Raw genomic sequence first — 6,554 nt, 5'->3', positions numbered from 1 at the left:
CGGAGGGCGACGCGCTGCTCGCGCTGGCGGCGGACGAGCGGATGCGCCCCCCGGTCGCGCTGCTGGCCCATGCCGTGGACGAGCCGGGCCGGGCGGCGTTCTGGCCGCTGGCCGAGTTCTCTCCGGAGTGGGTGGCCATCCGATGGGCACTGGACCGGGGGGTCCCGGTTCGCTTCATCGACCTTCCCGCGGCGCATTCGCTGGCGCTGGCGGCGGAGGAGGAGCGCGCGGCGGCGGAGCGCGCCCACCCGGAGCGCTCCGAGGACTTGGGGGGTTCTGGGGGCACGGAGGCTGCCGGAGGCTCTGGGAGTGCGGCGAGTCCTGGTGGCTCCGTGGATGCCAAGGGTGCGGAGGGTCCCAGGGGCCCTGAGGATCGCGGGGAGTCCGGAGTCTCCGGGGGATCCGATGATCAGGCGGATCAGGCGGATCAGGCGGACTCGGCGGGCCTCGCGCCGGTCGCTTCGCGCAGGGACCCGGGCTCATGGGACCCGGGACTGGAGGAGCGACGCCCTGGGGGAGCCCCCGCGGCGGACAGCGGCCCCGGGCCGGGGATGCACGCGGTGGCCCCGGAGCCCGCTGCTGCCCCCGGGGCCGTGGGGCCGCCGCGGCCGGGCGCGATGGTCCCGGGCTCCGCCCCGGACCCGGCTGACGCCGTCGGTCCGGACCGGGCTGTTGTCCCGGGCTTGGGCGTCCGGCCGGACCCGGCTGCCGGTCCGGCCCTGGCGGACAGTCCGGGCCCGGGCCCCGCCGCCGGATCGCGCCCCGCCCCGGACCCGGCTGACGCGCCGGGCCAGGGCACGGCTGGGCTCCGGGGCCCGGCCGTGCCCGGGGCAGGGGACGGATCCGTGGATCCCGGGGACTTCGATATCGGGGTACGTATCGACCCCATCGCCGTCCTCGCCGAGACCGCTGGGTACGACGACGCCGAGCGGTGGTGGGAGGACATCGTCGAGCATCGCGGCACCGGCACCGGCACCGGCACCAGCAGCACCAACATGACAAGCGGCCCCTGTGGGCAGACGGGGCGGGAAGTCGGCGACCCTCTCGCGCCTTTCGCCGCGCTCGGGGAGGCCATGGGCGAGCTGCGTTCGGCGTACGGGCACGGCGGGCATGAGCGCGACCTCGCGCGGGAGGCCCATATGCGGCTTCAGCTGCGGGCCGCACGCAAGGAGTTCGGGGACAGTGTGGCCGTCGTCTGCGGGGCCTGGCATGTGCCGGCGCTGCGGGAGAAGACCACCGTCGCCGCCGACAAGGCCCTTCTCAAAGGGCTGCCCAGGATCAAGGCCGAGCTGACCTGGGTGCCCTGGACACACCGCAGGCTCGCCCGGCACAGCGGCTACGGCGCCGGGATCGACTCCCCGGGGTGGTACGGCCATCTCTTCCAGGCGCCCGACAGGCCCATCGAGCGGTGGATGACCAAGGTCGCGGGGCTGCTGCGCGACGAGGACCGGATGGTGTCGTCCGCGCATGTCATCGAGGCCGTGCGGCTGGCGGAGACCCTTGCCGCCATGCGCGGGCGACCCCTCGCGGGCCTGACCGAAACCACCGACGCCGTCCGGGCCGTGATGTGCGACGGCTCCGATGTGCCGCTCGATCTCGTCCGGGACCGGCTCGTCGTCGGGGACGTCCTCGGTGAAGTCCCCGACACCGCGCCCGCCGTTCCGCTCCAGCGGGATCTGAGCCGGACGCAGCGCACCCTGCGGCTCAAGCCGGAGGCCCTGGAGCGGGAGCTGGCTCTCGACCTCCGCAAGGAGACCGACGCGGCGAAGAGCCGGCTGCTGCACCGCCTCGGGCTGCTCTCCATCGGCTGGGGCGAGCAGATCGCCGGGCGGGGGAGCACCGGCACCTTCCGGGAGAGCTGGCGGCTGCGCTGGGAGCCCGAGCTGTTCGTCCGGGTCGCCGAGGCCGGGGTGTGGGGGACGACGGTGCTCTCGGCCGCCACGGCCAGGGCGGAGCACCGGGCGGTGACGGCGACCGCCCTCGCCGATATCACCTCGCTCGCGGAGGAGTGTCTGCTGGCCGGACTGACCGATGCCCTGCCCGTGGTGATGCGCGCCCTCGCCGACCGGGCCGCGCTCGACACGGACGTCGGCCATCTCGCCCAGGCGCTGCCCGCTCTGGCCCGCTCCCTGAAGTACGGGGATGTGCGGTCCACGGACACCGCCGCCCTCGGTGAGGTCGCCACCGGTCTCGCCGAGCGGATCTGCGTCGGACTGCCGCCCGCCTGCACCGGGCTCGACGCGGACGGCGCGGCCCGGATGCGCGCGCACCTCGACGGGGTGCACAGTGCGATCGGGCTGCTGCCCGGTGCGAGGGAGTCGGCCGAGCGCTGGAGTTCCGTACTGCGTCGCCTCGCGGCCCGGGACACCGTGCCCGGGGTGATTCGTGGCCGGGCGGCCAGGCTGCTGCTGGACGACGGGCGGCTTGACGAGGCCGAGGCCGCGCGGCTCATGAGCCTCGCCCTCTCGCCCGGCACCCCGCCCGCCGATGCCGCCGCCTGGATCGAGGGCTTCGTCGGCGGCACCTCGGGCGGCGGGATGCTCCTGATCCACGACGAGCGGCTGCTCGGACTGGTCGACGCCTGGCTGACCGGTGTTTCCGCCGAGGCGTTCACCGATGTACTGCCGCTGCTGCGCCGGACGTTCTCCGCGTACGAACCCGGCGTACGGCGCACCCTCGGCGAGCTGGCCCGCCGCGGGCCGGCCGGATCGTCCCACGCACCCGGCCGAGCCCAGGCAGCCGCCCCGGGCTTCGGCCCCGGGCTGGACGAGCGGCGGGCCGACGCCGTCCTGCCGGTCCTCCGGCTGATCCTCGACAAGGAACCCCTGGGGGTGGGCACATGACCAGTGCGGCGGAACGGACCAGTACGGCAGAACAGGCCAGTACGGCAGAACAGGCCAGTACGGCGGAACAGACCAGTGCGGCGGAACGGACCAGTACGGCAGAACAGGCCAGTACGGCGGAACGGACCAGTGCGGCGGAACGGACCGGCACCGAGGAGCGGCTGCGGCGCTGGCGGCTGATCCTCGGAGGTGAGGCCGCCGACGGCACCGGCTGCGCCCTGGCCGGCGCGGACCTCGCCATGGACGGGACCCTCGCCGCTCTCTACGGCGGCGAGAAGCCCGGCGGCAGCGGCGGGCGCGGCCGGTCGGCCGGACTCGGCGGCTCCGCCCCCTCCGTCGCCCGCTGGCTCGGCGACATCCGCACCTACTTCCCCAGTTCCGTCGTCCAGGTCATGCAGCGCGACGCCATCGACCGGCTCGGCCTGTCGACCCTCCTGCTGGAGCCGGAGATGCTGGAGGCGGTCGAGGCGGACGTCCATCTCGTCGGGACGCTCCTCTCCCTCAACAAGGCGATGCCCGAGACGACCAGGGAAACCGCCCGTGCGGTCGTCCGGAAGGTCGTCGACGATCTGGAGAAGCAGCTCGCCACCCGCACCAGATCCACACTCACGGGGGCGCTGGACCGTTCCGCGAGGATCAGCCGGCCACGGCACCGCGACATCGACTGGGACCGCACGATCCGCGCCAATCTGAAGAACTACGTTCCCGACTTCAACACCGTCGTCCCCGAGCGGCTCATCGGGTACGGCAGGGCGTCCCAGTCCGTGAAGAAGGAGGTGGTGCTCTGTATCGACCAGTCCGGTTCGATGGCCGCGTCCGTCGTCTATGCCTCGGTCTTCGGCGCGGTGCTCGCCTCCATGCGCTCCATCGCCACCCGGCTCGTCGTCTTCGACACGGCCGTCGTCGATCTCACCGACCAGCTCGACGACCCGGTGGATGTGCTCTTCGGCACCCAGCTCGGCGGCGGCACCGACATCAACCGCGCCCTGGCCTACTGCCAGTCGCAGATCACCCGTCCCGCCGACACCGTGGTCGTCCTGATCAGCGATCTGTACGAGGGAGGGATACGGGACGAGATGCTGAAGCGGGTGGCGGCGATGAAGGCGTCGGGGGTGCAGTTCGTGGCGTTGCTCGCGCTCTCGGACGAGGGGACGCCCGCGTACGACCGGGAGCACGCGGCGGCGCTGGCCGCGCTGGGCGCTCCGGCCTTCGCCTGTACGCCCGATCTCTTCCCGGACGTCATGGCGGCGGCCATCGAGAAGCGGCCCCTGCCTGTCCCCGACCCGTGACCCCGTCCCCCACCCGTGACCTGTGACCCTGCCCACCCCGGCAGCCGCAGCCGTCCCGGCCGGATCGCTGACCTCGGGCGTATCGAGTTCAGGGGACCGTCCGTGTCCGCCCTGTGACCGTAATCACCACTCATGTGTGAGCTGCGATTTAGGGACCCACCCCGCACGGGGATAACCTGCGAGGCGGACATGCCGCGTGCTCGGACACCGTGTGCGCACCCCTTGTGACATCGCAGTCACGTTGCCCTTCGCGGCACGCCCACGCAGACAACGAACCGCGATCATCAGAAAAGGGACGGACGCGCGTGGACCTGTTCGAGTACCAGGCGAGGGACCTCTTCGCCAAGCACGGTGTACCGGTGCTGGCCGGTGAAGTCATCGACACGCCTGAGGCGGCGCGCGCGGTGACCGAGCGTCTGGGCGGCCGTTCGGTCGTCAAGGCGCAGGTGAAGGTCGGTGGCCGTGGTAAGGCCGGCGGCGTGAAGCTGGCCTCCAGCCCGGATGACGCGGTCGAGAAGGCCGGCCAGATCCTGGGCATGGACATCAAGGGCCACACGGTCCACAAGGTGATGCTCGCGGAGACCGCCCCCGAGATCGCCGAGGAGTACTACGTCTCGTACCTCCTCGACCGGACCAACCGCACCTTCCTGGCCATGGCCTCCGTCGAGGGCGGCATGGACATCGAGGAGGTCGCGGCCACCAAGCCCGAGGCCCTCGCGAAGATCCCGATCGACGCCAATGACGGTGTCACCCCGGAGAAGGCCGCCGAGATCGTCGCCGCGGCGAAGTTCCCGGCCGAGGTCGCCGACCAGGTCGCCGACATCCTGGTGACCCTGTGGAAGACCTTCATCGCCGAGGACGCGCTCCTCGTCGAGGTCAACCCGCTGGCCAAGGTCGCCGACGGCCGGGTCATCGCGCTCGACGGCAAGGTCTCCCTCGACGAGAACGCCGACTTCCGCCAGCCGGACCACGAGGCGCTTGAGGACAAGGCCGCGGCCAACCCGCTGGAGGCCGCGGCCAAGGCCAAGAACCTCAACTACGTCAAGCTCGACGGCGAGGTCGGCATCATCGGCAACGGCGCGGGTCTGGTCATGTCGACCCTCGACGTCGTCGCGTACGCCGGTGAGGCCCACGGCAACGTCAAGCCCGCCAACTTCCTCGACATCGGTGGCGGCGCCTCCGCCGAGGTCATGGCGAACGGCCTGGAGATCATTCTCGGCGACCCGGACGTCAAGTCCGTGTTCGTCAATGTCTTCGGCGGCATCACCGCCTGTGACGAGGTCGCCAACGGCATCGTGCAGGCCCTGGAGCTGCTGAAGTCCAAGGGCGAGGACGTCACCAAGCCGCTGGTCGTGCGCCTCGACGGCAACAACGCGGAGCTGGGTCGCAAGATCCTTTCCGACGCCAACCACCCGCTCGTACAGCGCGTGGACACCATGGACGGTGCGGCCGACAGGGCCGCCGAGCTCGCGGCGAAGTAAGGGATTCAGACCACCATGGCTATCTTCCTGACCAAGGACAGCAAGGTCATCGTCCAGGGCATGACCGGTGCCACGGGCATGAAGCACACCAAGCTCATGCTGGGTGACGGCTCCAACATCGTCGGCGGTGTGAACCCGCGCAAGGCCGGTACGAAGGTCGACTTCGACGGCACGGAGGTACCCGTCTTCGGCACGGTCGCCGAGGCGATGAAGGAGACCGGCGCCGACGTCTCCGTCCTCTTCGTGCCCCCGGCCTTCGCCAAGGCCGCCGTCGTCGAGGCGATCGACGCCGAGATCCCGCTGGCCGTCGTCATCACCGAGGGCATCGCGGTGCACGACTCCGCCGCCTTCTGGGCGTACGCCGTCAGCAAGGGCAACAAGACCCGGATCATCGGCCCGAACTGCCCCGGTCTGATCACCCCCGGTCAGTCCAACGCCGGCATCATCCCGGGCGACATCACCAAGCCCGGCCGTATCGGACTCGTCTCCAAGTCCGGCACGCTGACCTACCAGATGATGTACGAGCTGCGGGACATCGGCTTCTCATCGGCCGTCGGCATCGGTGGCGACCCGGTCATCGGCACCACCCACATCGACGCGCTGGCGGCCTTCGAGGCCGACCCGGACACCGATCTGATCGTGATGATCGGTGAGATCGGCGGTGACGCCGAGGAGCGCGCGGCCGACTTCATCAAGTCCCATGTGACCAAGCCGGTTGTCGGCTATGTCGCCGGCTTCACCGCCCCCGAGGGCAAGACGATGGGCCACGCCGGCGCCATCGTGTCGGGTTCCTCCGGCACCGCGCAGGCGAAGAAGGAGGCCCTGGAGGCCGCGGGTGTCAGGGTCGGCAAGACCCCGACCGAGACGGCCGTCCTGGCGCGGGAGCTGCTCAAGGGCTGATCGCCGCCCCGTATCGCGCGAGTGGGGCCCCGGGGGCGGGG

The 6,554-nt window shown here is 71.6% G+C and carries 4 protein-coding genes; all 4 read left to right on the top strand.

Going from position 1 to position 6,554, the window contains the following annotated elements; genetic code table 11:
- The coding region (locus tag ACWF94_RS29395; protein WP_453495034.1) for a DUF5682 family protein at nt 1-2,843 on the top strand (2,843 nt) is incomplete at its 5' end.
- Nucleotides 2,840-4,132 (top strand): VWA domain-containing protein, encoded by a 1,293-nt coding sequence (locus ACWF94_RS29390; RefSeq protein ID WP_453495031.1) that lies wholly within the window; start codon nt 2,840-2,842, stop codon nt 4,130-4,132. The genes ACWF94_RS29395 and ACWF94_RS29390, both read left to right, overlap by 4 nt.
- Before the next feature lie 305 nt (nt 4,133-4,437).
- Nucleotides 4,438-5,613, top strand: a complete 1,176-nt coding sequence (gene sucC / locus ACWF94_RS29385) for an ADP-forming succinate--CoA ligase subunit beta (RefSeq protein WP_453495028.1) — start codon at nt 4,438-4,440, stop codon at nt 5,611-5,613.
- Nucleotides 5,614-5,628: 15 nt separating this feature from the next.
- On the top strand, nt 5,629-6,513 hold the full coding sequence (gene sucD / locus ACWF94_RS29380) for a succinate--CoA ligase subunit alpha (RefSeq protein WP_453495026.1): 885 nt from the start codon (nt 5,629-5,631) through the stop codon (nt 6,511-6,513).
- Nucleotides 6,514-6,554 lie beyond the last annotated feature (41 nt).

The organism is Streptomyces sp. NPDC055078, assembly GCF_053607985.1.
Note: the sequence above shows the minus strand (reverse complement) of the source record. Positions and strands in the feature narration are given on the sequence as shown.

Coding starts and splice junctions, on each gene's coding strand:
- ACWF94_RS29390 (WP_453495031.1), top strand. CDS start 2,840: ATGACCAGTGCGGCGGAACGGACCAGTACGGCAGAACAGGCCAGTACG.
- sucD (WP_453495026.1), top strand. CDS start 5,629: ATGGCTATCTTCCTGACCAAGGACAGCAAGGTCATCGTCCAGGGCATG.